The organism is Leclercia sp. M-A074-M (genome assembly GCF_965195605.1).
Taxonomy (GTDB): Bacteria; Pseudomonadota; Gammaproteobacteria; order Enterobacterales; family Enterobacteriaceae; genus Enterobacter.
Map to the genome: position 1 here is coordinate 1 of NZ_CBDAHM010000014.1, position 24,882 is coordinate 24,882.

Genomic DNA, 24,882 nt, shown 5'->3' on the forward strand with positions numbered 1-24,882 from the left:
ATGAGATACTGATATGAGCAACATTACCATCTATCACAACCCGGCCTGTGGCACTTCACGCAACACGCTGGAGATGATCCGTAACAGCGGCAACGAACCGACGATAATTTATTATCTCGATACGCCACCGACCCGTGATGAGCTTATTAAACTTATTTCAGATATGGGAATTACGGTACGTGCATTGCTGCGTAAGAATGTTGAGCCTTATGAGCAACTGGCACTTGCAGAAGACAGGTTTACCGATGAGCAATTGGTAGAATTAATGCTGCAGCATCCAATTCTTATCAACCGGCCAATTGTTGTCACACCTGTAGGAACCCGCCTGTGCAGACCTTCAGAGGTGGTGCTGGAAATTATTCCGGAACCTCAGCAGGGTGCATTCACGAAAGAAGATGGCGAAAAGGTTATTGATGAAGCAGGGAAGCGGGTGAAGTAATAAACAACGAAATGGATAATTCGATTGTGGAACACGTTATTTAGCTTTAACAGCAAACAAAAAAGAGCCCATGTATTCCATGGACTCTTTCTGAGATGCCTCGTTTATTCTGTCCAACTTTTGGGGGACAGTACAAACCGAGGCTGATCTACATGCTAGACACATCCAGAATAGCCGCTTACTGCGCTCTGCGCAAGGAGAAGAAGGCTATGAAACTGCCGCGAAGTACCGTTATCTGGTGCGTACTGATAGTGTGTCTCACACTGCTGGCATTCACTTACCTGACGAGGAAATCGCTTTGCGAAATCCGCCTGAAGGACGGAAAACGGGAGGTACGCTGCCGTACTTGCCTACGAATTCAGTGTGCGACAAGAAGTCGTGAAATTATATACATAGAATCTCATGGCGTAAGCCATATTCATCATTGTCCCAACCAATCTGGAAGAGGGACTCGTTATTCAGCTAACGGTAGCCTAAGGATAGTGCGTCACTGGTAACGGTGAGGTATGAAGCATCCCTACAATGTAGTCATGTCATCGACATCGGGTGCCCGACAAGCAGCAACCCGGAGGCGGGGAAAACCCCGCCTTAAGCTGGTCACAGCGAAAGAAGTGAAGCGCAACTGCATGAGGGTGACTGAATGTGGGGAGGAAGCGTGAAGCATAAATCACGAGCCGATGAACAAAAATCGCATAAAAGGCGCTGTTGAGCAGGGCGAGCGGGCAAGGAACTGCGAAACTCTTGTGGCCAAGGCAAAACGGCGTAGATGCGGCGGTTGTTGCCTGCGAAAGAAATCTGGCTACGGTAGTCAGCCTGCCATTCTATCAGCTCAGCGCAAGCGTACCGGTAACCGGAGACTGGTCATGGGATGACGTGACCGTGTCACTGGGATGGATGCCGGGCGGAAGATGACCTGCCGTTTTATTACCCCAATGCTAAAATGCAGCCTGGAACATATCACCAAAAAGGATAACGATTTACTTGCGATGCTTTGCCAGTCTGAATGTGAAAGTGAGTGGATATATGAATCTGAATTCGGTTATATCATCGATGTGGATGCCGTACGTTACCCGGTGCTCATGCTGAAAAAACACGGTTTATCCCGTGAAGCGCGCTGGCTTATCCAGTATGCCATTAAGCAGGCGAACATCAGCATGATCCATGTCACCCAGTGGGGGTGATCGGCAAGAAGGTATACCGACGTTCGACTGGTAATGAAACCGGTGCATGTCCGGGTGATATTCTGCAATACGGGCGCCCGGGCTTGCAGCTGCCGTTCCGGAAGCAACGCCCCCGACTGGACCCGCCCGGCGGCTCCAGAAAGGAAACGGGCTACGCCCGTCTGGACAACTTCGCATCATCCTTTTGCCTTCAGCGTTCACCGCGTGCTGCCTCTTCCCGTGAAAGACTCTGTCCTGACCCGGAGAATATGCAAGGACGCACTTCTCACCCATTCGCACTCCCTCTGTCGCTTGCGCTGCGGCTTCGCATTGCCTCCTTGCATCTCCCCCTGAAGGGTCAGGGCGGTTGCCTATCATGGAAACGGCCTCCCGCGATGGTGATACATCAGCAAAAAAGGCGACGGCAGAGAGAGATTTTTAAAACCGATGAGGAAATTTATATGAACCGTTTAGCATCCCGTCTTTCATCCATGAACGTCATCCGTAAAGAGCACCCGCTGAACAATGACGAGCTGATGCACGCTGTTCTTGGCATTTGTTCAGAGGACAAACATGATTCGCGCAGCGACCGTTACACCCACATACCAACCATCACGGTTCTGGATAAATTGCGTGAAGAAGGTTTCCTGCCGTTCTTTGCCTGCCAGACCCGCACGCATGATGAAGGGAAACGTGGCCACACCAAACACATGATGCGTCTGTGCCGTGCCGGGCAGATTGCAGGTGCTGAGGTCCCGGAAATCATTCTGCTCAATAGCCATGATGGTAGCAGCAACTACCAGATGATTCCCGATCATGATGGCAACTCCTTCTGATTACTTTGCTTCAGTAGATGGGGCTGGGGTGACATCCTTTGTGATTTTGCGTCGAGAACTTAGCGTTCCTTTGCTGGAATTTTTTTGCGCGTTCAGGATTTCGCGAATTGCTTTCACACTTGTCTGGATCCCTCCGTTTCTAACGCCGAACGGATATCTTCGACTGAATACACCTAGTGACCAGAAAGCAAAATTATCTGGTCTTTCAGTTTATCCAGAACGTCGGATTTAGTCAGACGTTTTTCAGTCAAATCGGGGAACTCTTCCAGCGCAAATTTTGCCACTTCCACATCTTCGCTGGTGAACCATTTCTTATCTGCCATAACGTTTTTTTCTTTTACTTATCGGTGCCTGAATTATCAGTTAAATCATGACATTGTCTGCTAAAAAGTGGCAGTCCCCCGCACTGCCTATGCTGTCAAATTGCCGCTAGGTGATTCCAATGATCGAGGGTATTATTGACTTAAAGACGGGACAGGATGTGTGTTTGTAATACCGCGCACGCACGATATTACAAACACCACCTGGTCAGGGCTCCGCCCCGACACCCGAGTAAGGAGCACGCATGAGCGACAAAGCATCCCGAAGGGGCAGTGAAAAACGGCAGAAAACCGTTATCAAAACCCTGAGATTTACGCCCGACGAAACAGAACAGATTGAGCGGGAAGCAGAGCAGGCAGGGCAAAGCGTTTCGGCTTTTATCCGCAACGCGGCGATGAACAGGAAGGTTATCTCGGTCATTGATAACAACTTTCTGCCCGAGCTGCTGAGACTGGGGCGACTGCAAAAACACCACTTTGTTGAAGGGAAACGGGTCGGGGATAAGGAGTATTCCACGGTCCTTGTGGCAATAACCGAGCTGGCCAACACGCTCAGAAAGCAGCTGATGAATAACGATTAAGACGGAGACAACAGCGCATCATGATCCCGGTCATTCCGAAGAAACGTAAAGACGGCAAGTCCTCCTTTGGGGACCTGGTGTCATACGTTTCCGTGCGTGATGAACCGCAGGATGATGATCTGATGGAAGCCGTCAGGGCATCCGGTACGAAAGCGGACATGCCACACAGCAGCCGCTTTTCCCGTCTCGTTGACTACGCCACAAAGCTGCGCGATGAGTCGTTTATCTCCCTGGTGGATGTGATGCCGGACGGCGGAGAATGGGTCAATTTTTATGGCGTGACCTGCTTTCACAACTGCTCCTCAATCGAAAGTGCGGCTGAAGAGATGGAGTTTACGGCACGCAAAGCGAAGTTCGCCCGCAGTAAAAGCGACCCGGTGTTCCACTACATTCTCAGCTGGCAGTCTCATGAAAGTCCGCGTCCGGAACAGATTTATGACTCCGTTCGCCATTCGCTTTCCCGCCTCGGACTGAGCGGGCACCAGTTCGTTTCTGCCGTTCACAACGATACTGATAACCTGCACGTTCACGTTGCCGTAAACCGTGTTCACCCTGAAACCGGCTATCTTAACTGGCTCTCCTACAGCCAGGAAAAACTGAGCAAAGCCTGCCGCGAGCTGGAGCTGAAGCATGGTTTTTCACCGGACAATGGCTGCTATGTCCTTGCGCCGGATAACCGTATTGTGCGCCGCACGTCGGTCGAACGTGACCGTCAGAGTGCCTGGCTGCACGGCCGCAAGCCGAGTCTGAAAGAGTACATTGCCGATACCGCTGTTGCGGGCCTGCGCGAAGCACCGGTGACCGACTGGCCCTCACTGCATCAGCGTTTTGCGAAAGCAGGGCTGTTTATCGCCAGCGATAACGGCGAGCTGAAAGTGAAAGACGGCTGGGATCGCAAACGCCCGGGCGTGACGCTTTCGGCGTTTGGCTATTCGTGGAGCACGGACAAACTTAAGCGCAAACTGGGTGAGTTCACGCCCCCCGCGCAGGACATTTTCACGCAGGTACCGGATGTGGGTCGCTACGATCCGGATACCGTTACCATGCTGTCCCGCCCTGGACGCATGACCGAAACGGAGACGCTGAATGAGTACGCTGTCTCCCGTCTGCGCGCGCCACTTACCGCACTTTATCAGGACCCGGCGCAACGCACCATGCAGGCTGTTCATACGCTTCTGGCACATTCCGGTCTGTACCTGAAAGAGCAGCATGACCGCCTGGTTATCTGTGACGGTTACGATCAGACGCGTACGCCCGTACGCGCTGAACGTGTCTGGCCAGCCCTGACGAAAGCGGTCATGAACAGCTATGAAGGTGGGTGGCAGCCTGTTCCTCATGACATTTTCCGCCAGGTCCCTCCTGCGGAACGTTTTGCCGGCGGTGGACTGGAAGCCCGCCCGGTCAGCGATCGGGAATGGGCAAAACTGCGCACCGGTTCGGGTCCGCAGGGCGCGCTTAAACGTGAGATTTTCTCCGACAAAGAAAGCCTGTGGAGATATGCGTTATCACACTGCCGTCAGGATTTAGAGGCGCTTATCAGCAGCGGGAAATTCACCTGGGAGCGCGGTCATGAACTGCTGGCGCGTCAGGGATTACTGCTGATGCGTGAGAAGCAGGGCCTGGTGGTTATGGACGCATATAACCACGACCAGACGCCGGTTAAAGCAAGCCATGTCCATCCGGATCTGACGCTTGTACGTGCAGAGCCGCATGCCGGTGCGTTTGTTCCTGTGCCGTCAGATATTTTTGAACGCGTTGCGCCGGTGAGCCGTTATAACCCTGATCTTGCCGTCAGCGACCGCGATATCCCGGGCATGAAACGTGATCCTGAACTGCGTCGTCAGCGTCGCGAAGCACGCGCTGCAGCGCGCGACGATCTGAAGGCCCGCTATTCAGCCTGGCGCGCGAACTGGCAGCGTCCGGACTTACACAACCGGGAACGCTGGCAGGCGATACATGACGAGTGCAGGATGCGTAAGGCACGTATCCGCGCACAGCAACGCGATCCTCTCGTGCGGAAGCTGCATTATCACATTGCGGAGCTGCAGCGCATGCAGGCACTCATTGCGCTGAAAGAGAGTGTGAAAGCGGAACGACTGGAGCTTATCGGGCAGGGGAAATGGTATCCGCCGTCTTACCGGCAGTGGGTTGAAGTGGAAGCGCTGAAAGGTGACAGGGCTGCGATATCGCAGCTGAGGGGATGGGATTACCGGGATCGTCGTCATGATAATACGCAGTCGACGTCCAGCCAGCGTTGCGTGGTGCTTTGCGAACCGGGAAGCGCACCGCTGTACTACAATATGCCAGGCCTTAAGCCTGCCTTACAGAAAAACGGCAGCATCCGGTTCAGCGATACTGATACCGGGCAGCACGTCTGTACCGATTACGGCGATCGGGTGGTGTTCAGAAACGGCAGTGATTTTGCGTCCCTTCAGCGTGAACTAAACCGGGTATCCCCTGTGCTTTTCGCCAAGGACCCGAAGATGGGCTTTGCTCCGGAAGGGAATGACATACAGTTTAACCAGGCGCTTGCTGAGATGGTGGGCTGGTATAATGTGTACCGTGCGGGAGAAGAGGATCAGGTCCGTATCAGCCGACCGGATGTGGACAGAATGCGTGAGCAGTGCGAAGCGTTTTTCCGTAACGCAGAGGCGGAGCAGACTACGCCGGCATACATCTCACATGAGCCACGTAACGACTGGAAGCCACCTTCTCCGCGTTAGCATGAGCAGGCGCACTAAACCTCTTTACGCAAGCCATTCATCATGGTTGACACTAACTTATATTAGCGTAATATTATTCTTGAGCGGGAAGCCAACTGCATTAGGGTGCAATAGTTGGTGGATGAACCCCATAGAAGCCCTGACTTCTGTGCCTGGGTGAGACCTCAGCACCTTTAGTCTGAAGGTGTTTAATATAAAAAGACAACATTATTAGCCGCAGTGTTCATCATTGCGGCTTTTTGTTATCTGCAATACAGCAACTTCCCTCTGCGGTGTTTGTTCAGCCCCTTTGCTTCTGTGTGCATAAAGTTCCAGAGAACCTTTCCATCCCAGGGTGCAACAACTACCAGCATTTGCTGCCTCTGCTTGTATGTGCCGATAAAGATATAACGCAACATTTCATCGTCATACATTGTTTCCCATATCTCGTAGGGATGCTCAAGTGTGTCGAGTGCCAGCTTTACGTAACGTTCACGTGCGTCTACGCGCTTCTCCACAATGTGGGCAAGCTTATCGCGTACAATACACATGTTTCCTATATGCGTTGCCTTAATAATTGCAGACATTTCTGGCGAGCTGAAACCCATATGCGCTTCCAGGAACGCCAAGGCTTCTTCAGCTGTACTCCCTGCGACGATCTCTTCTGGTTGATCACGACGTTCTTCAGCTTCAAGGTTCCTGAGGTCTTTCAGGTCCAAATCTTTAAAGGTTGGTAATCCATTGAGAGCTTTAGCCATTCTTATTGTTAAATCCGGCATTTATACGCAGATGAGCAGGATATCATTACACTTCCCGGGTCGCCAGAACAGGCAGACCGAATAATACCGAAGGCAAGGCAGAAGCAGGCATAAGATAATTAAAGAAAAAAGGCCGCGCAAGCGGCCTTTTTTTATCAGCGAGAAAGATTCGGCCACTTAACTGAGGCGGAGCCCAGCTGGGTTCGAATAATTGTTGTTTGAGCGATGTCCTGACCGCTATCTCCGGAAGTCTAATATTACGCAGAATTGCATCTGTAGGTATCATCGCTTCCGGTGCGGCTGTTTCATCAGTCTCAGGTTTGTTGAGCGTGATATAGCGTATGGTAAGTTCTGCCATGGTTGTGGTTTTGATAACTTCCAGTGCTTCCTCCCACAGACTTTTTTCACGCCCGCGGCGGTCCATGTCATATTCTGTCATCAGGTTGTGCGCTTCCTGGCGGCTGGCCAGCCGCCAGGAAGGTGGCGATCGCTTTCCACGGCTCTCCTCTTGACTTCTTTTTGCGGCGGGATGGTTTTCCGGACGGTGCAGGATTAGGCGAATGGCCTCGGCCTCCGTCCGGGCAACGGCCACGATCCCAACCCCTTCAATAAACCCTTTGGTCGTGTTTGCACTGTGCAGGGGGTAAAAGAGCTTCCGGTCGGCCCCCTTGAGCCACAGCAAGTTTGGTGGCGACAGGCGTAAATTATGGGCATACAGCCAGACAAGGCTGCTACTGACATACGGGGGTTCACGCAACCACTTTGCGGCACTTTCATTGCGAATAACGCGACTGAACGCGGGACGGGACAGCGCATAAACCGGACGCGAGAATTTCCCTTTATCCCTGCGGCTTTTGAGACGGTATGAGCGGTTCAGGACATCCATCAGGGCGTTAGCGGCAAAACGGTCGTCGAGAAAGAACTAAAGGCCGAAGATGGCGAACAGGGCTTTTTCAGGTGGTCAGCGCCCGTCCTTGCAGCGAACTATGTCCGCGCCGGTTCGGTAAACGCAGGAAGCTGGTCCCGCCGCGCGCATAGTTACAACATCCTCTGGAGTCAGAACCAGAAGGAGCATATCTGTGGCTTTAACCCCATGACCCACCACTGAAAAGCGCCGCCACCCGGCCCGAAGGGCCGGAAGACATCGCTTTTAATGATGGATGTTGTAACTAGAAATCTGAGCCGCTTCAGGTGTCCTCGCGTCAGGTTTCGCAGTACACGCTCGTAAGCGGCCCTGACGGCCCGCATAACGCGGAGATACGCCCCGACTGCGGCTCTGCCTTGTCGGGACCACTCCGACCGCGCACAGAAGCACCTGAGTCGCTGTAGACGGGTATAGCTTGACAGGGCAAAGGGATGGATTGGTGGAAGCTATCAAATCTGTAGCCGGCTTCGCCGGGTGACGGCGCCATTCAATCGCAGAGACATCCTCAGCAACTGCTGGCGCCTCCATGCGCCTGCAGCGCATCACAAACCCACCATATTTATACTTTTAAATCATGAGATTATTGATCCTCAGGATGATTTAATGCGATATGCTCACCTGCGTGACCTGGTGAAAGCGTCACCACCTTCAGTAAACCGTTTCTCCGGACTGCCTTAAGCATCACCTGATTCTGGCGCGCCTGGTAAACCCGTATCGATGAACTGCAGAAAGGAGTTGCCTGTGGCAGATAATTCAGGAAGGAGAGGTTCTGTTGAAATATCGGAGATCGTCAGAACACCGGCATGGCGCAGGGTTCTTGACTGGTCGCGTGAGGAGCTGCTGCACCGCCTTGGCCAGCCGGCAGGGCTTGAAAGAGTAATAAAAACCGGCGTACTGGTTCCCTGTTCCATAATACCACCTGCCGATACGTTCTGGACACGGTCAGTACCAGCCTGGGATACGTGGCTGGATCCTTCATCTTCTTATTTTGCCCGCCCCTATATGCTTGATTACCGTAAACCTGACGGCACAGGCCATCTTGAAGGGCACCTGATTACGATCCCGGAGGCTGAAAATCTTATTCAGGAAGAGATAATTCACGATTTTCAGTGTGACATCAGTTTACTGAGAGGAATGTCCAGTCCGAAGTCAGAGAGCCATGACATCACCGATATTAACGATCTTGCGGTGCTGCGTAGTCCCGAACTGGCCGAACCCGTCACCCCGGAACATCTTCAGGAGAATATGTCTCATGGCGGGTTGCGCCTCGACCGTATGCGGTTTGCGGAGTATCTGTGGTCTGAACGCCGGTACTATTGGCACAATGACGACGGGTCCCATCATTTCAGCGCTGTCCGCTATCAGGCAGGCCGCCTGCAGCAGTCTGTTCCGCTGACAGGGACGCTGCACCGCTACAGTGTGAATGTGCAGATGGTGCATGTATTACGTAACAAATGGCAGATGTTTGTGATCCCGAAGGAAGAGCTGTTCGGCAGTTTTTATGAATCAATGAAAGCCTTTGAAAGCCCGTTTGTATGGTCAGCGTTACCTGAGAACATGCACGATCCGAGGACGAGTGGCACAGAGCTGTGCATCGTATGGCTGGAAAGGGATAATGCCAGAGCCTGTTCCGCGGCAAACGTTCTGGCCAGATATGGATTCCCGGACTTCGGCGAGATGCTGACAGAACTTGCCAGATACGCGCAAAGGGATTCAGTGATGGCTGGTTAGTTGTCGCTTTTTTGCATCTTCCGCCAGGCTGAAAGTTCTGTACATCCCTTATCGCTAAATGGAACTAAATTATCCTAATTTATTCTCAACGTAGGATAATTTCCGAATTCCGGGCGGACCCCAGTTAGCATATCGTCACGGAGTGCATGGTTCCTCTTAACAGAAGGTATATTCAGTGCAGCTTTTCCACGGAACCCGGCAGCGCTTTGACAGATTTGATGTCTCAGTCCGGGGGACCGGTGAGGCCGGCAGTATCAACGCCTGCTGGTTTACCGATAACTTTAAAGGGGCTTGCAATCATGCCTTGTTAAAAAACAGGAACCCCGGAAATCCGTTGGTTTACCGGTGCACATTGAAGAAAGGCTGCGTTATCGCAAATCATCGTCAGCTGCTTTCTGAGCAACCTGATATTGCATCACGTCTCAGGACTGGTCTGCCCGTAAGTATCAGCAGCCAGCTAGGCAGGGGACTGGACTGGCACGCCCTGAATGAACCCCGGTATACATATCGCAAAGGAAGTCTGATTTACGAGGGAAACCGCCACGTAGAGCCCGCTGAACTAATCAGCCTGTATATGTCCTGTGGTATTCAGGGGGTGTATGACTGGGAGGGTATCTTTACGGACAGCTATCTGCACGGGACGACGACTGTAATATTCGATACGGATGTGCTCGATATTCGGGAAGTTATTGAGGTGCTGCAGTTCTGAACCTCAACCTTCGCGTAACCAGACTTGTCGGCGATCATAGCGGTTAATGCCTGCCGCGAACGCTTGCCAAATGGGTGTGCTTTCTTCGCTGCATTGATACCGTCCAGCCTGATTCGTATAGAGAGAAGCGCAGCGGCGGGCTAGACGTCAGAAGTGACCACATGCTGCGGTGTGAAACTCGCATCAAGGAGAATGTTCCCCGTCCCCCAGCCTTTGCTTGGTGCCATCGGCCATACGAAGGAGCTCTTATCAGTCGGCGCATACTGCTTTCGCAAAGAAACCTCTCCCTGAGGATGGACTCACCCACAGATTTAGGTCCGAGTCGATATTCCAGTTCGCCGTACAGTGAAGGTAACATCCGATGGTTCGCATCTTCTCTGCAGTGAAGCTCTCCGGCTGTCCGCTATAGCTTTAACCACAGATGAAGCAATCCTGACGGTAAAAGGTGATCAAGCCCCCCTGATGATCCGACGATTATGCAGCACTAATCTAACATTGTGACACGGTGTATCAGGAACGGTCGGTGCTGATTAAGAGCGTCGAGATGTTATCTACCGATTGCAGGACGGCATAGAGTAGTAGCTAATGGGAGAAAAAAATAAATGCTAGAATGGGGCTGCCATTTGATATAGGCTTATTTCAGTGCGAACCGACTAAAAAACAAGGCATATTCAATGATGAAAGCTGTAGCTGTTGATGGCAGTGCGGAAAGCGTTTCTAACGAGGATGTGCTCATTGATACTTTAAGTGAGCAAGAGCAGAGCGCTATATTCATTTTTGCAATGAGAGGGAATTGGGATTTTCTCCGCGAATTTCTTAAACATCATCAGTATGAAAAAATGATGAGTAATAGCCGTCGCGCAACCTACGAGAAGCTAAACATCAGCTTTAATGAATTAAAGAGCACAAACAAATCAGCATTTGATTTAATTTTCAAAGAAATTAAAGATTATGCATTTTCAATATTAACAATAAGCAATAAAGCTATTTACAGCATTAATTTACAAAAAAAGGAACTTGACGATTTACTAAAAAAAATATCATCAGAGCCACAAGATAATGCACTAGATATTGTTGATAGGACTGAGGACTTTAGTTCTAAAAAAAACAATTCCTGCTGGATTGATTATGACAATTGCAAAATCTGTTTCTTTCCTACTGTAAAAGAAGCTAATAAAAGAACATCATTAGACCCCAAAAAACATCCAGGCATGGAAGGGTTTGATTCTTTATATGGGTTTGAATTAGTCAAAAACCAATATATTGATTGCCTTCTTTTAACAAAAGACAAAGCTTTTATGCTTGTTGATGTCATAGATGATGATAGCCATGAATATTGTAAGCAGTCATATGACGTGCTTCTACCTAAAATAAAAGCAGAGATAACGAAACACACAAATGTGTTAAATATATCGACAAAAGATATATTTAACTCTATTGGGCTAATTTGCGTTCAAAATACTAATCCATACAAAAAAACTGACTACTCTGTTCATGAAATAAACTTCATTACTCCTGAGTTATCCAGATACACTGCAAAAAAATCACCTAATAAACCAGATATAAGAAAAGACACCTTTAATAAGGATGGCCTGAAAAAAAATATTAAATCATTGGTTTTCTATAAGGTTTCATTCAATATTGATAGAATACACCCAGTTATTGGATTTAAGTATAAAGTAATGGTAAGCATACCAGGCATGTATTCTAGGGCAGCTCACGGCAAAGGAAAAGTAGATTATTTCTTATCGACAAACTTCCTTAATATGAGTGATTTTAAAATCATAGAACCGTTGATTCTTTAACATGAATATAGAAACTGCTATGGCTACGTTAAAAGAAAGGATCTCATCGTTAGTCATCTATGATGAGATAGAGAGCGATACTGTAAAGTTCGCTAGGGCGACCATGCGCTTAAACAATAACCCCAAGAGTATTGTTTTGTCTGTGGGGGCAATAAAAAAAATAATAGAAAACAATGATATAACAACAAGTCACCTTGAGGTGATTGCTTTACTTACTCATCCTGATATCGATTTTCTGCAACTTGAGTATGTTTTAGTCATAGATGAGTATGATGACCCTATTGAAATAAGCAATGATACTATGGCTGATGCTTATAAAACTGGGTACTTACAAAACCCAAAAAATCCAGATCATCTCATATACGATTATGATAATTATGTTTTCCCAACTTTCATTATAACTGACTTTTATATAGAAAAAGTAATTGGCGGCAAGAATGCTAAACTTTGAATTCGATAATTTATCTGATTCATCTCCTGATGAGTTGAGACTTTTTCAAAATATAACTCGTTTTAGAAAAGCTAGGACTGGCTGGGATGATTTCGAAAATCTAATTCATGATTTACTTATAGATGCGTCAGCATCAATGTCAGAGTCGAGAAACCACTTAAAATACGATGACACATCGGAGGATGGTTATTCTGCTGTCCTATTCTATATTCTAAGCGGTTATAAGAATTATGGGCTAAAAGTGAGTCGTGAGGCTAACAATGGTGGGCACTGTGACATAGCCATAGAATTAGGTAAGTATAAATGGCTTGGAGAGGCGAAAAAAGCAAAGGACTATCAATGGATTTATGATGGCTTTTTGCAATTAATCACCAGATATTCACTTAGTGGATCCAACTCTAGATCTGGTGGATTGATTTTGTATTGTAATCAAAAAAAAGTTAACCAATTCATGTCAAAATGGATGGTAGAACTAAAATCTAGGTTTCCAGAAATATTGAATGAAAGATGTTTTGACGATGATCATAATATAAAAATAACTACACATGCGCATGGTGTGAGTGGAAATGATTACAAGGTCATCCATATTCCAATATACCTCAACTACTCTCCTGAAAAATAGCCAAAAAGCATACCCTCTATTGATCCCTTGCACTCTACAAGGTAAAAGGGATTCAATTATGTTAGCATTCTTCCTGCGATTGCACTTATCGTCTAATTAATATTCTCATGTTATAATAATTAATGTGAGTCTTGTTTAATTCAAAATTAATACATTTTGAAAAATCTATAAAACATTATAATCTGAGGATGTATTAAGTTGCTGTTTGTAGGATATCCACTTACTACGTAAAAGCTCAAAATAGTGAGGATGAGAATAAAATCAGAGTTTCGGCAGCTTGCGTAATTCCTGCCAGGCTAAGATATTAGCCAAGTCTGATGTCGCCATGGCTGAGGATTGGCTCCTTTATGTCAGAAAAAGTGGCATCACTAACATGGGTTAAAAGTTACATCAGACTATTGGAGTTACACCATTGGTTCGCACAACATTATAAAAAAATCAATGCATTGGAGTTAAAGCTACCTGCCTAACCTCTTCGTTCAGCCCGGCCTGAAGCGCGACGTCCAGCTGGCGGTGCAAGGTAGGCGTCCGGTCCCCCGGCGCGGTAACGTTCATCGCACCCTCCTTTGGCGTGGCGCTTTCTTTGATCTGTATCCGGACCGCAATACCCGCATCGTGGCAGACCTGTAGCCAGGTTGCGATCTGTAGGGGCTCGCCAGGCGCGTCACCTGCCCGGCAATGCTCCACAGCTGCACGCAAGTGGTTACGTCGAGACGGATAAAGTAGTCGCCCCGACACGCCTGGTGTGGGCCACTGTCAAACTTCACCGGTCGGTCTTCAGCCTCATCAGCCTAGCTACACAGGAATAGGGGCAGAACCCGGACCTCCATCGCGCGCTGCTCCGTCAAGACGCGCGCCTGTTCATCGTTCAGAAGCGGGGCGGCTAGCTGTATGTTTCCCGCCACACAACTCCGATTTCTGGCTTAATCGAATAACATCCGATATATTTATATAATCACCTGCAATCCTGATTTTTCTCTTTTTTTACATTAATCTATGAGCGGCCATCTGCTTGACATAATTGTGATTTACTGGAAAGTAACTGATAACAAAACATCAAAAATGGATTCATCATGTTGGAAGAAAAATTTATTTGCCATCATTGTGTTAATGATAATTATGTTAGTAAGCACATTAGAAGTAACGGCGATGTCACTCAGTCGTGCTCATACTGTCATCGGAGGCGTAAAAATATTCCTCTCGAAGATATCTTCAAAATGATGAATGAAGTATTCAATTATTACTATGATGTTTATGAAGATATCTATGGCACCGGACGTGGAGAGAGCGCACAGGAAGTCATTTGCGAAGAATTGGGTGTTGATTATGAGGTGGCTGAAGATATCTATTCCGGGCTTTGCGAGGAATTCAACGACTATTATGACTATCATGCAGGGGTATACAATGAAGATTTTTTATACCGATCTAAAGACTATTCTTCTGGAGAACTGGATGATACTTGGGGTACAGTCACAAAATCACTTCTTAAGGAGACGCGTTATTTTAACCGTGAGGTGAAGGAGTTTCTTGATTCACTATTTTATGATATCGACCAGCTGAAAACCAGAAACAGAGACTCTCCGATCAAAATACTGTCTGAAGAGAACTATTTATATCGTGCTCGGGTTTTTGAAGACCTTGAAGAGGTAAAACTAGCCCTCGCGCAGCCCGAAAAAAATTTCGGACCTCCTCCATCGTTGTTGGCACGCTCGGGTCGAATGAATGCGCAGGGTATCTCAGTCTTTTATGGCGCTACCTCCGTAGAAGTTGCCATTGCAGAGGTCAGACCGCCCGTGGGCAGCATTGTAATAACAGCCCCGTTTGTCCCGCTACGTAAGCTGAAGGTGCTGGATATTTCATCACTTGATTCGCTCAGTTTCGGCTCCGGGAGTAAATTTGATCCCCTCACCCGGCAAACCAGTGAGCGTGCCGTATTTTTCAGAACGCTTTCCCGCAAACTGACGCTTCCTGCTTTCGGAAAAAGATTGGATAGTGATTATTTGATCACTCAAGTAGTGGCTGATTATCTCGGTGATCGGAAAAAGTTTAACCTCGATGGTGTCAGCTTCAAATCAACGCAAGTTTACGCCGACGATGAGGACGTTGGCACCGGATATAATGTCGTTCTGTTTAATATGTCCTCCGGTGTACGATACTCTTCCGATTCATCACGGAGCTTTAATGTTGAGCTGTATGAATACGTTGATGATGATAGATATGCGTTCAGTCCGGATATTCAGCTGATTGTTGAGGAACCAAAAAAATCGCGGTCGCGGTACATGGGCTTATTCTCTTCTACGAACGACACTAGCGATACGCTGAGTATGAAAACTGACGGTATGGTCTACCATAAAATTACTGGCGTGAAGTTTAAAACCGATAAGACGGCTATCAATCAGGGTTCAAATATTGTCAAATCCACGCCTCATGAACCATTCGATGATATGTCGGATTTTTGATGCAGCCACCGAGTATCGCGGAAATAAGCTTTATCCACATGGAGCGCCCTTAATTAAGGGCGTCAAAGGTATGATTTATTGACCTAGTAGGTTGAGTGCTGATTGAATAGCAGCAGGCAGAGCGGATAATGCACCGGCCACGGTCACGACATTTGCTACATCCCCAAGCAGGGAGGAAATTCTGTCGCCAAATTGGCTTCCTGAACCTGATTTGATTTCTTGTTTGTACTTTGGATCAATGACGGCAAGCCCCAGTGTGGACTGAACTGCATCCATGATGGGTTCTATTCCTGAAATACTATAGGATTCCAGCGCTTCCTGAATCTGAAATAGCTGCCTGAGAAGCATAGTTTTCATCGTGAGAGGGAGTTTCGCACTGCGTATCTCGCTGCGAAGTTCTGTAATTCTTGCCAGCAGTGATTCGATTTCTTTTGAAGCAATGCCGGCATGAGCGCCCCGCGTTTCAAAAACATCGGATAACAGGCTCAGTTCGGACAGGGTTCTTTCATCTATATGATTTTTAAATGAATCCCAGCGTCCATTCAAAGTCTGTGAAGTAAATGCAATCTCGATCTGGCCTCTCCAGTAGTTAGATTTATTCCGGAGTGAAGAAAAATGGTCTTCCCTCACCTGCTCTATCCGCTCCGGAAGTTCCATGACTCGAGCCAGCCGGGAAAGTAACTGGTGCTCAGACAGATTCTGCGCCTGCAGCAGTACTTTCCAGACTTCGCGACAGGTAGCCGAAGCCTGATGATGTTTACCTTGTTCAAGAATTTCGAGCAGTCGCAGAGCTGGGTTGTCGATTTTCAGTTCACTCATACCTTAAGTCCTTTCACTTTTGTTTTATTTTACCCAGTCTTCAAGTAACAGGCCCGGCACCCGCTCAAACCCTATCACATTGTCCGTCACCAGAATGGCACCGGCGGTAATGGCATGCCCGGCGATCGCCGTGTCTTTCGGCCTGATCGGGGTGCCGGCGAGGCGCAGCGCCACCTTGATTCCTGTAGTCGCATCAACCGCGGGGCTGTCGCAGGGCAGAATGGCATCGAGGCGGGCGCAGAACGCGTCAACCAGCTCAGTGTGGCGCGGCGAGGCCTTCGGGCCGGTGGTGCCGAAGCGAATCTCGGAATAGGTAATGGCCGAGATCACGATGCGTTGGTTGCGCAGCACCGCCTGCTCCAGGCGCTTCAGGACGGCTTCCGGCTGCTCGCACATGATAAACGAGCAGATACAGGTGTCCAGTATATACGTTTTGTTCACAGGTCAAATCGTCCCTCATCGGTGACAACGTCCTCGCGCTCCGCCATAAAGTCCGGATCGGCTTTCTCGAGCTGCGCGAACGAGCCCCAGGTCGGCCGGACGGGACGCAGAATGATGCTGTCCCCTTCCCGGACGATCTCCAACTTGCTCACCCCCTCAAAATCCAGGCCGCGGGGCAGACGGATTGCACGGTTATTGCCGTTTTTAAAAATGGATACGGTTCTCATGATTTTCCTCCTAGCCAACCGGCCTTTATGCTTATGCAGATCCCCGGCATATGGATACGTCATACCTATCCGCTTTTCTCTCTTTTTTCGGTGAGATCCGAAAAAAGGCAAAAGTCGGATCCTCCGATTTTAAGCGAGAGGTCTTTTATGCAAATGCCGGAGATTGAAAGAGGAGGGGAAGTTGATATACTAATGTAAGAACAAATCTTACATTACAAGTTGGAGGCGATATGGCCCGTACGATGACGGTTGATGTTGGCGATGAGCTACGTGAGTTTATCGATTCCCTGGTCAAGGCAGGGGATTACCGCACCCAGAGTGAGGTCATGCGCGATGCACTACGTTTATTACGTGAGAAGCAGGCTCAATCCCGTCTGCAGGAATTACGCGATCTACTGGCCGAAGGGATTAGCAGCGGCGACGCGAAGCCATGGGACAAGGATGCTTTCCTGATGAATGTTAAAGCCAGGGCGGCAAATGAAAGAAATTGAGCTGACACCAAAAGCGGAAGAAGATCTGGAGGCTATCTGGGATTACAGTTTCAGACAATTCGGGGTTGTCCAGGCGGATGAGTATATCGGCCGGATAGCGGCAGTATTTGACGTGCTGGCAATGCACGAGATCGGAACACAGCGTGCAGAGCTTGGAGAGGATATCTTCTCGTTACCGGTGGAACAGCACATGCTTTATTTTGTGTCATCACATTCTGTGGTCACGATCATCCGTATTCTCAGCCAGTCTCAGGACTCTGCCAGGCATGATCCCTGGAGATAAACAACCACTGTCATGCTGACTTCTTTTTTTGTAAATAAAATCAATATCTTAGTTCGTGTAATCTATCTTATGTTAAATTTAGTCCGTCGCTCATTTATTTTATACCCGACCGCAGACTACGATTAGTCATACACAGATATACTCTTTCATTTAGTTTAAAAAAACGCTCCCTATCAGGAGCGTAAGCCAGTAACTTCGGCGTCAAATGAGGGTCTAACAAGTGGAGCTGCGGGTTAATTCTGGGTGATCTGACTGCGATGTTTATCAGCCTGCTGCTGGTGAACAACGGAAGACTGACCATTATTCGCCTTCTCATGCACAACTGCGGCCTTCTCATGCTCGCTCATTTCAGAAAATGACTTTGCTGTTTCGTTGGTAGCTCCTGGTTTAGCTTTCATCATTTTTTTATGCATTTCAGCCATATCCTGGTGGGCAGCAGAATTGCTGTTTTGCATCATGTCATGGGACATTGCGGCCTGATCGTGACTGCTCATATCCATCATTGTCATGCTGTCTCCCTGAATTGCACTTTTTTCAGCAGATGACTGCATCTGGTGGGCAGGTGCCTGTGCATTATTTACCTGGTCATGCATGTTCATTGTCTCTGCAGCCATGGCAGATGAAGCGGCAGCCATAATGGCAACAAATGATACAAGGATCTTTTTCATGGTTGGGTCTCCGGTGTTTTCATACCCAAACAATCAACGGCTTATGACAGAGAAAGCATTTGATCTCAGGGCGGGTTATTCATCACTCCAGGAACCAGGTGATTGCGTTATCACCCTGCTCCTGATTTATGAATGATTATAAAAAACCGCATCTGTTTATCGCGTGACTGGATGATGACAATTTTGTCACCTTCCAGGTTTCTCCTGAATAACGGAGTTAATCCATTAACAGGCTCACTTTGAACACAATTTCCCGCCCCTGCTGTTCTGCTGACAGCTCGCCGCCGTGAGCATGAATGATTGACCTTGTAATTGATAATCCCAGCCCCGCGCCTTCCGTGTTGTGGACCCTTGATGAGTCTGCGCGATAGAACCGGTCAAACAAACGTTCAAGATTAGCGGGAACCGGGCCAGACATCGTATTCGTAATCATCACGTTCACACAGTCACCGTCATGCTCAAGGCGTATCGCTGTACAGGTGTTATCGGGAGAATACTTGATTGCATTCGAAAGCAGGTTACTGAAAGCACGTCGCAGCATATCGCTGTCTCCGGCAACAACGCCCTCTCCTTCAACCGTGATTGTCTTTCCTGTTTCGTCTGCCAGGGGCTCGAATAACTCACGTAATTCATTCAGTTCGGCGGCCAGATCCACATCATGTTTATCCAGCTGCAGCAGACCATGCTCTGAACGTGCCAGAAAAAGCATGTCACTGGTCATTCGTGACAACCTTTTCAGTTCTTCCAGGTTAGCGAATAAAATTTCGCGGTAATGCGAAACATCCCTTTCCTTAGCCAGTGCAAACTGCGTCTGCATCATCAGATTACTGACCGGTGTGCGCAGCTCATGCGCGATGTCAGACGAGAAATCTGACAGTTTCCGGAATGAACCCTCCAGGCGATCGAACATGTTATTGAATTCCTGCATGGTCTCAGAGATTTCCGGCGGAGCCAGATCGGGATTAAGACGCTGATCCAGGCTGTGTACGGTCATGGAGGAAGCCAGACTGGTCATTTCCCGTAACGGTTTCAGACCAATGCGTGTGGTCAGCCAGCCCAGAAAAACAGAAATAAAAACCAGACCGATATTGAACCAAAACAGCCAGGTACTGAGCTTATCCATAAATAGGGTGTGATACCCGGTATCCGTGGCAACCGTAACGATGAAATGTTTGCTTTTACCCTGTTCCGGCGTCACGGCAACCCGCCGCGAGATACTGCGGTATACGGTGTTATTTTCTTCCGTCTGGATCATATAGTCGAGAATATCCCCCGACTTATTTAGCAGGACCGCTGGAACAACAGAATTTTTGGCATACAGTTCCACCAGTTTTTCATTTTCCATATTTTTTATAGAAATGAATAAGCCATTGTGCCCCACCATCGCATCGTTTATTTTTTCTGATAATGACTTTATATCCGTTTTGTTCCTGAACGTCTCTGTTTTAAGAAACTCTTCGGTGAGCTGAAGTTTACCAGTCAGAAAATCGCGATCCTGATTATCGAAATAGCCATTAAGGGTGCTAATCAGGATAAAACTTGATAACCACCATACCGTAAGCATCACTGCAGAAAAAATCAGGCTCAGGCGTGTGGTCAGGGAAATTTTGAGCCTCACTCTTCTCTGATCTCCAAGACATATCCGGCACCGCGAACGGTATGGATCAGTTTTGGTTCAAAGTCATCATCAATTTTACTTCTCAGACGTCTCACGGCGACATCAATCACATTCGTATCACTGTCAAAGTTCATATTCCAGACCAGGGACGAGATAAGACTCCTGGGTAACACTTCTCCGGTGCGTTGCAACAGCAACTCAAGCAGAACGTATTCTTTACCGGTGAGATGGATCTTCTTCCCCGAACGGATCACGGTTCGGCGCACCATATCAACGGTCATATCGGCGATGGTGCAAACCGTTGCGGACTGCGAGCGTGCCCGCCGCAGTAAGGTTCTTACACGTGCAACCAGCTCCGTAAAATCGAAGGGCTTAATCAGGTAGTCATCTGCACCAAGCTCCAGTCCTTTCACTTTGTCCCGCACGTTGTCTTTTGCGGTTAAAAACAGGACCGGTTCTTCGTGCCCGGACTTCCTCAGTGCGCTGATGATTTGCCACCCGTCGAGGAAAGGCAGCATCACGTCCAGTATTATCAAATCATACTGTCCCTTCGACGCGGCCCCAAGACCATCGCGGCCATTATTAAAGAGATCGGCCTGATAGCCTTCCTCAACCAGTCCCTGCTGCAGGTAACGACCTGTTTTTTGTTCGTCTTCAACGATTAAAATACGCTGCATGGTCAACTCGCTGATATGAAAGTAAAAATCGCACGCGTGAGCGTTGGTTGTCCCTTAGCTGACCTGAGACGGAGCAAGCATTCCGAGCCACGCTACGGCACCCAGAATGATAATCGCAACAACGAATTCTGTCAGGATGCTGTTTCGCATCAGGGCAACGCTGCGATCATAATTCCCTTCCCTGACCATAACTTCAAGCCGGGGACCCAGGTGAAACCGGTTTGCTGCAGCCAGAAGAAGCATCAGAACAAACAGAGCCGTCTTAGCAAGCAATATTCCCCCCCAGGAGCTGTTGAATAAGGGGGTTAAGTTACCTTCAGCAATATACAGATAGTTGACCATCGCACTCAGGATCAGGGCTACAACAATCACCGTACCTGCCGTGGCAAATTTTGCCAGGGAGTCAGATATCACAATGACGCTCTGTGCATTGTGCGCGTTTCTGCGCATCAGCAGGATAGCAAATGCAACCAGAGCACCTGTCCAGGCACCTGCAGCGCCGAGATGAGTTAGATCGCTCAGTAAATGGAGATAGTAATGCAGACCGTCATGCATGACGGCGTGTCCTCCCCAGGCAAGTGTAGCCAGCGCCACGCCCCCACTCATCGTCATCAGCAGGCAGGACAATAGTCTCTTGTTAGTGTAAAGGAACAAAGCACCGAGAGTGGTAAACAGTGCACAGAGTCTGACAATCCAGCTAATACCTACATCAGTTTCTTCTATAACCATCTCGATAATATGGATGGATAATTCCCTGAGATCAGTAACTCCGCTCATGGCATTAGATACCAGGAGCATATTAATGCCAGTAAGAATGATGCCTGCAACAACAGCAAAGGTTATAAACGACCTGAAATTAGTCAGGTTATAGGTTTCATGTCTGACACCGCTTATTCCATATATCTGAAAAAATGGCAATCCAAATATTACCATCAAATCCAGATAAAGAAGAAAACGAATAACAATCATAATCAGGTCGTTCATAATATTACTTCACTGTAAAGGTGTAATTACCGGTAATAGGGTGCGTATCTGAAGAAACCGCGCGCCAGTCAACACGATAAGTGCCAGCGGGTAAAGGCTCTCGCGGAATAATGACCATCGATTTAGGGTCAGCGCCTGGCGCCACTTTTGCCGCGACCGGCATCGGAGAATGTGATGACATGCCTTTCATACCCGTCATCGTTAATTTTGCACCTGAGAATTTCACGGTCAGATTTTCCGAGAAATTAAGCTGAATCTTTTCCGGGGCCGCTACGGCTGAATCAGCCTGTGGCACAGAGCTTTTTAATTCCGGATGGGCCATAGCAGAGAAAGCAACGCCCATAACGAGGCCACCTGTAAGAATGGCTTTATTTAAAATCGACATTTTATTTACCTGTTTAGTTGAGTGTTTTATATCAGTGCGTTAAAACCAGATTCTGGCTCCCGCCAGGAATACTACCTGATGGTCTTTCTCACCTTCTCTTTTCGCCATATCGGATGTTTTCCCGTAAAGTTGATTCCAGGAAACGCCTATATAGGGTGCAAACTCACGGCGTATTTCATAGCGCAGCCGGAGCCCCAGCTCTGTGTCAGTCAGTCCCCTGCCGCGACCCCGCGATTCATCATCCTGACTGTAGAAATTCACCTCATAGGATGGCTGGAGTATGAGCCGGTTAGTCAGTAAAACGTCGTATTCTCCTCCCAGACGAAGGGCTGCTTTTCCGCCATTACTGACAAAACCCGTAATTTCAGACTCAAAATTATAGAGTGCCAGCCCCTGAAAACCGACAGCAGCCCAGGTCCGGGCAGAAGCAGGTCTGAAATCCTGCCTGACACCCGCAACCAAATCCCACCATGGGCCAACCGCATGTCCCCAGAGTAACTGCGCTTCAGCCGCCTCCGTTTCCCCATTGCTTCGTTCACCTTCACTCTTTAGCCAAATCCGATCTGTGTCGCCTCCAATCCAGCTGTTAACACTCCAGCTGAAATTGTTGGTGTTATCCGACCGTTGCCATTCCAGTTGATCCAGCAGAACCAGATAATTAATCGCACTGTCGTGAATCGCATGCCCCTGTAAATTGCCGAATGCAGCCTTCCGGTCGGCATCGGTAACAGGCGGAATTGGCGTTCTGCTCTCAGTTACAATGGGCTCCATTGACGTCATCTCAGTGAAATTCTCATCTGCTGGCATCTGCATGGCAGACATGTCGTGCCCGGCGTGGGGATCTGCAGAGACGGAGCCCGCCGCAATAGAAAGCTGTGAGGTAAACAAACCGGCGACCAGAACAGGTATGGCCTTCAAATTTCTCTTCATTCGCATCATTCCTCCACCCGGACTTCACGAAACATTCCCATTTCCATGTGATAGAGCAAATGGCAGTGATACGCCCAGCGGCCAAGCGCATCTGCTGTCACTCTGTAACTGCGTTTTGTACCAGGGGGAACATCTATTGTGTGTTTACGAACCATGAAATTACCGTTTTCATCTTCCAGATCGCTCCACATACCATGCAGGTGAATGGGGTGAGTCATCATGGTATCGTTGATCAGCGTGATCCTGAGCCGCTCACCGTATTTCAGCAGCACCGGTGCGGCATCTGAAAACTTGATTCCGTTAAATGACCAGGCAAACTTTTCCATGTGGCCGGTTAAATGCAGTTCTATGGTACGGCCAGGTTCACGTCCGTCAGGATCCTCAAAGCGGCTTTTCAAATCCGCGTACGTGAGAACCTTTCTTCCGTTATTTCGAAGACCAATACCCGGATCATTTAATTTCGGAGAGACGCTCATCGCCTGCATATCAACCAGTGGGTTATCCGTTTCTGACGCAGGATGACTTTGCATACCCGGCATTCCGGCCATCCGGGAATGATCCATACCGGCCATGCTGCTGTGATCCATGGGCGCGGAGGATGTCCCGCTATCCGGAAGGTCAGCACCGTCCATAGACATCATCTCTCCGCTGTTATCCATGCCTCCCATCTGGCTGTGGTCCATTCCTGCCATATCATGTCCCATTCCCCCCATACCCATATCTTCCATGGTCAACAGAGGACGGGGATCGAGGGGGGGAACGGCAGCACTTAACCCCTCTCTCGTGGCCAGTGTCCCTCGAGCGTAACCGGTCCTGTCCATGGATTGTGCGAAGATGGTATAGGCCTCACCCTGAGGCTCCACAATGACATCATAGGTTTCGGCAACGGCAATCCTGAATTCGTCAACGGTAACCGGGTTTACATACTGGCCATCTGCAGCCACGACCGTCATTTTCAGCCCGGGGATACGGATATCGAAATAGGTCATTGCCGAGCCGTTGATAAACCGTAAGCGTATCTTTTCACCGGGACGGAACAGTCCGGTCCAGTTTTTCAGCGGGGCCTGCCCGTTCATGAGATAGGTGTAGGTGTAGCCACTGACATCCGCGAGGTCAGTCGGATTCATTTTCATTTCAGCCCACATTTTCCGATCGGCAATGGTGGCTGACAGCCCCCTGGTATTCACGTCGCGGAAAAAAGAGCCAACGGTTGGTTTATTGAAATTGTAGTAATCCGACTGTTTTTTTAATTTTTTCAGCAGGCTGTGAGGATTTTCATCGGTCCAGTCAGACAACATGACCACATGCTCACGATCGTAAGCAAACGGTTCTGGCTCCCTGGCATCGATGATAATGGCACCGTATACCCCCTCCTGTTCCTGCAGACCGGAATGGCTGTGGTACCAGTAAGTCCCGTTCTGCTTAACCTTAAAGGTGTAAACGTAGGTATCATCAGGCTCTATGCCCATAAAACTCAGCCCCGGAACACCATCCATATTGGCCGGAAGAATAATGCCGTGCCAGTGAATGGACGTCTGTTCATTAAGACGGTTTTTGACCTTCAGGGTAATGGTGTCACCTTCTTTCCAGCGAAGAACGGGCCCCGGCAGGCCTCCATTGATTGTTTTGGCCTGACGCTCACTGCCCGTGATATTGACGGCCGTTTCACCAATGGTCAGGTCAAACTGAGTACCCTGCAGGGATGCGGCAACTGGCAGGCTCAGACTGGAACGCGCATTGAAACTCCATACGCCAAGACTTCCGGCTACGCCAGAGAGGGTTAACCCCTTCAGGAAAGTTCGTCGAGACGTTTTCAACAGCATGCGCATTCCCTTATTTAAAGTATGGTTACTGACAGAAT

The 24,882-nt window shown here is 48.7% G+C and carries 25 protein-coding genes and 4 pseudogenes; 16 read left to right on the forward strand and 13 right to left on the reverse strand.

Annotated features, from left to right (window positions below; all coding sequences use genetic code 11):
* Positions 1-13 precede the first annotated feature (13 nt).
* The 6 genes and pseudogenes from arsC to ACOKCT_RS21115 form a co-directional block, all read left to right on the forward strand.
* Positions 14-439 carry a glutaredoxin-dependent arsenate reductase gene (gene arsC, locus ACOKCT_RS21090; protein ID WP_172693871.1) on the forward strand — a complete coding sequence of 142 codons (426 nt, stop codon included), beginning with the start codon at positions 14-16 and terminating at the stop codon, positions 437-439.
* A 109-nt stretch (positions 440-548) separates the two neighbouring features.
* Positions 549-716: pseudogene (locus tag ACOKCT_RS21095) on the forward strand (DUF5431 family protein); the annotation flags it as partial.
* A pseudogene (locus ACOKCT_RS21100) lies at positions 649-835 on the forward strand (type I toxin-antitoxin system Hok family toxin). The pseudogenes ACOKCT_RS21095 and ACOKCT_RS21100, both read left to right, overlap by 68 nt.
* 345 nt (positions 836-1,180) lie before the next feature.
* On the forward strand, positions 1,181-1,351 hold the full coding sequence (locus ACOKCT_RS21105) for a hypothetical protein (RefSeq protein ID WP_159340505.1): 171 nt from the start codon (positions 1,181-1,183) through the stop codon (positions 1,349-1,351).
* Positions 1,348-1,620, forward strand: coding sequence for a DUF5983 family protein (locus tag ACOKCT_RS21110; protein WP_159340504.1), 273 nt, complete (start codon positions 1,348-1,350; stop codon positions 1,618-1,620). Before ACOKCT_RS21105 ends, ACOKCT_RS21110 begins: the two co-directional genes overlap by 4 nt.
* Before the next feature lie 440 nt (positions 1,621-2,060).
* Positions 2,061-2,411, forward strand: a pseudogene (locus ACOKCT_RS21115) (DUF932 domain-containing protein); the annotation flags it as partial.
* A gap of 197 nt (positions 2,412-2,608) precedes the next feature.
* Here the strand turns inward: ACOKCT_RS21115 and ACOKCT_RS21120 are convergent.
* Entirely contained in the window at positions 2,609-2,758 is a 150-nt protein-coding gene (locus ACOKCT_RS21120) for a hypothetical protein (protein WP_176686779.1), read from the reverse strand.
* A 242-nt stretch (positions 2,759-3,000) separates the two neighbouring features.
* Between ACOKCT_RS21120 and mobA the strand changes: the two genes are divergently transcribed.
* Positions 3,001-3,336 (forward strand): plasmid mobilization protein MobA, encoded by a 336-nt coding sequence (gene mobA, locus ACOKCT_RS21125; protein WP_420193855.1) that lies wholly within the window; start codon positions 3,001-3,003, stop codon positions 3,334-3,336.
* A 20-nt stretch (positions 3,337-3,356) separates the two neighbouring features.
* On the forward strand, positions 3,357-6,059 hold the full coding sequence (locus ACOKCT_RS21130; RefSeq protein ID WP_420193856.1) for a relaxase/mobilization nuclease domain-containing protein: 2,703 nt from the start codon (positions 3,357-3,359) through the stop codon (positions 6,057-6,059).
* A 242-nt stretch (positions 6,060-6,301) separates the two neighbouring features.
* Here ACOKCT_RS21130 and ACOKCT_RS21135 read toward each other — a convergent pair whose 3' ends face one another.
* Together ACOKCT_RS21135 and ACOKCT_RS21140 are read right to left on the reverse strand one after the other, a co-directional pair.
* A complete protein-coding gene (locus ACOKCT_RS21135; protein WP_159340502.1) occupies positions 6,302-6,796 on the reverse strand; it encodes a PBECR2 nuclease fold domain-containing protein in 495 nt (164 codons plus the stop codon).
* A 535-nt stretch (positions 6,797-7,331) separates the two neighbouring features.
* Positions 7,332-7,757 (reverse strand): annotated as a pseudogene (locus tag ACOKCT_RS21140) (conjugal transfer protein TrbA); the annotation flags it as partial.
* A 705-nt stretch (positions 7,758-8,462) separates the two neighbouring features.
* On the opposite strand from ACOKCT_RS21140, the gene ACOKCT_RS21145 reads away from it, so the two are divergent.
* From ACOKCT_RS21145 to ACOKCT_RS21170, 6 genes are all read left to right on the forward strand, one after another.
* A complete protein-coding gene (locus ACOKCT_RS21145) occupies positions 8,463-9,452 on the forward strand; it encodes a DUF6685 family protein (RefSeq protein ID WP_420193857.1) in 990 nt (329 codons plus the stop codon).
* A gap of 175 nt (positions 9,453-9,627) precedes the next feature.
* Positions 9,628-10,161 carry a hypothetical protein gene (locus ACOKCT_RS21150; RefSeq protein WP_172693866.1) on the forward strand — a complete coding sequence of 178 codons (534 nt, stop codon included), beginning with the start codon at positions 9,628-9,630 and terminating at the stop codon, positions 10,159-10,161.
* A 674-nt stretch (positions 10,162-10,835) separates the two neighbouring features.
* Entirely contained in the window at positions 10,836-11,966 is a 1,131-nt protein-coding gene (locus tag ACOKCT_RS21155; RefSeq protein WP_254258569.1) for a hypothetical protein, read from the forward strand.
* Between the two features lie 19 nt (positions 11,967-11,985).
* Positions 11,986-12,417, forward strand: coding sequence for a hypothetical protein (locus ACOKCT_RS21160; RefSeq protein ID WP_420193858.1), 432 nt, complete (start codon positions 11,986-11,988; stop codon positions 12,415-12,417).
* Positions 12,404-13,039, forward strand: coding sequence for a hypothetical protein (locus tag ACOKCT_RS21165; protein WP_254258568.1), 636 nt, complete (start codon positions 12,404-12,406; stop codon positions 13,037-13,039). The genes ACOKCT_RS21160 and ACOKCT_RS21165 overlap by 14 nt, the downstream gene beginning before the upstream one ends.
* 1,073 nt (positions 13,040-14,112) lie before the next feature.
* Positions 14,113-15,498 (forward strand): RES domain-containing protein, encoded by a 1,386-nt coding sequence (locus ACOKCT_RS21170; protein WP_420193859.1) that lies wholly within the window; start codon positions 14,113-14,115, stop codon positions 15,496-15,498.
* Between the two features lie 75 nt (positions 15,499-15,573).
* On the opposite strand, the gene ACOKCT_RS21175 is transcribed toward ACOKCT_RS21170, so the two are convergent.
* The 3 genes from ACOKCT_RS21175 to vapB are packed head-to-tail and all read right to left on the reverse strand — an operon-like array spanning position 15,574 to position 16,985.
* Positions 15,574-16,317: a hypothetical protein gene (locus ACOKCT_RS21175; protein ID WP_139565669.1), complete on the reverse strand. Its 744-nt coding sequence runs from the start codon at positions 16,315-16,317 to the stop codon at positions 15,574-15,576.
* A 24-nt stretch (positions 16,318-16,341) separates the two neighbouring features.
* Positions 16,342-16,758 (reverse strand): type II toxin-antitoxin system VapC family toxin, encoded by a 417-nt coding sequence (locus ACOKCT_RS21180; RefSeq protein WP_139565668.1) that lies wholly within the window; start codon positions 16,756-16,758, stop codon positions 16,342-16,344.
* Positions 16,755-16,985: a type II toxin-antitoxin system VapB family antitoxin gene (gene vapB, locus ACOKCT_RS21185; protein ID WP_139565667.1), complete on the reverse strand. Its 231-nt coding sequence runs from the start codon at positions 16,983-16,985 to the stop codon at positions 16,755-16,757. Before vapB ends, ACOKCT_RS21180 begins: the two co-directional genes overlap by 4 nt.
* A 230-nt stretch (positions 16,986-17,215) precedes the next feature.
* Between vapB and ACOKCT_RS21190 the strand changes: the two genes are divergently transcribed.
* On the forward strand, positions 17,216-17,476 hold the full coding sequence (locus ACOKCT_RS21190; protein ID WP_139565666.1) for a type II toxin-antitoxin system ParD family antitoxin: 261 nt from the start codon (positions 17,216-17,218) through the stop codon (positions 17,474-17,476).
* The gene (locus ACOKCT_RS21195) at positions 17,463-17,759 is read left to right on the forward strand and encodes a type II toxin-antitoxin system RelE/ParE family toxin (protein WP_139565665.1); all 297 of its coding nucleotides are present in this window, start codon (positions 17,463-17,465) and stop codon (positions 17,757-17,759) included. The genes ACOKCT_RS21190 and ACOKCT_RS21195 overlap by 14 nt, the downstream gene beginning before the upstream one ends.
* Before the next feature lie 233 nt (positions 17,760-17,992).
* Here ACOKCT_RS21195 and pcoE read toward each other — a convergent pair whose 3' ends face one another.
* The 7 genes from pcoE to pcoA all read right to left on the reverse strand — a co-directional run bounded on the left by pcoE (position 17,993) and on the right by pcoA (position 24,844).
* The gene (pcoE, locus tag ACOKCT_RS21200; RefSeq protein ID WP_114388517.1) at positions 17,993-18,427 is read right to left on the reverse strand and encodes a copper resistance system metallochaperone PcoE; all 435 of its coding nucleotides are present in this window, start codon (positions 18,425-18,427) and stop codon (positions 17,993-17,995) included.
* A 217-nt stretch (positions 18,428-18,644) separates the two neighbouring features.
* Entirely contained in the window at positions 18,645-20,045 is a 1,401-nt protein-coding gene (gene pcoS, locus ACOKCT_RS21205) for a copper resistance membrane spanning protein PcoS (protein WP_114388518.1), read from the reverse strand.
* Positions 20,042-20,722, reverse strand: coding sequence for a copper response regulator transcription factor PcoR (gene pcoR, locus ACOKCT_RS21210; protein WP_032662230.1), 681 nt, complete (start codon positions 20,720-20,722; stop codon positions 20,042-20,044). The genes pcoS and pcoR overlap by 4 nt, the downstream gene beginning before the upstream one ends.
* Positions 20,723-20,776: 54 nt before the next feature.
* Positions 20,777-21,655: a copper resistance inner membrane protein PcoD gene (gene pcoD, locus ACOKCT_RS21215; RefSeq protein WP_312208584.1), complete on the reverse strand. Its 879-nt coding sequence runs from the start codon at positions 21,653-21,655 to the stop codon at positions 20,777-20,779.
* Positions 21,656-21,710: 55 nt separating this feature from the next.
* Positions 21,711-22,091, reverse strand: coding sequence for a copper resistance system metallochaperone PcoC (gene pcoC, locus ACOKCT_RS21220; protein WP_000025662.1), 381 nt, complete (start codon positions 22,089-22,091; stop codon positions 21,711-21,713).
* Positions 22,092-22,130: 39 nt separating this feature from the next.
* Positions 22,131-23,021, reverse strand: coding sequence for a copper resistance outer membrane transporter PcoB (gene pcoB / locus ACOKCT_RS21225; RefSeq protein ID WP_001378118.1), 891 nt, complete (start codon positions 23,019-23,021; stop codon positions 22,131-22,133).
* 5 nt (positions 23,022-23,026) lie between these two features.
* Positions 23,027-24,844, reverse strand: a complete 1,818-nt coding sequence (pcoA, locus tag ACOKCT_RS21230) for a multicopper oxidase PcoA (protein WP_000925242.1) — start codon at positions 24,842-24,844, stop codon at positions 23,027-23,029.
* Positions 24,845-24,882: the final 38 nt, after the last annotated feature.